The sequence below is a fragment of the Streptomyces sp. AC627_RSS907 genome (assembly GCF_019049165.1).
Genome location: NZ_JAGMUE010001579.1, coordinates 1 through 543, shown reverse-complemented (window position 1 = coordinate 543; position 543 = coordinate 1). Strand labels below are relative to the sequence as shown.

The window sequence follows — 543 nt, the reverse complement described above, 5'->3', positions numbered from 1 at the left end:
GCATGTCCTCGACCGGCAGGATCTTGGAGATGACGCCCTTGTTGCCGTGGCGGCCGGCGAGCTTGTCACCGTCGGTGATCTTGCGCTTCTGCGCCACGTAGACGCGGACGAGCTGGTTCACGCCGGGCGGCAGCTCGTCGCCCTCCTCGCGGTCGAAGACGCGGACGCCGATGACCTTGCCGATCTCGCCGTGCGGCACCTTGAGCGAGGTGTCACGGACCTCACGGGCCTTCTCGCCGAAGATCGCGCGCAGCAGCCGCTCCTCGGGGGTCAGCTCGGTCTCACCCTTGGGCGTGACCTTGCCGACGAGGATGTCGCCCGCGACGACCTCGGCACCGATGCGGATGATGCCGCGCTCGTCGAGGTCGGCCAGGACCTCCTCGGAGACGTTCGGGATATCCCGGGTGATCTCCTCGGGGCCGAGCTTGGTGTCCCGCGCGTCGACCTCGTGCTCCTCGATGTGGATCGAGGAGAGGACGTCGTCCTGGACCAGCCGCTGGCTGAGGATGATCGCGTCCTCGTAGTTGTGGCCCTCCCACGGCA

The 543-nt window shown here is 68.0% G+C and carries 1 pseudogene; it reads right to left on the bottom strand.

The window, feature by feature from the left end:
- A pseudogene (locus KUM32_RS43100) lies at positions 1-543 on the bottom strand (DNA-directed RNA polymerase subunit beta); the annotation flags it as partial.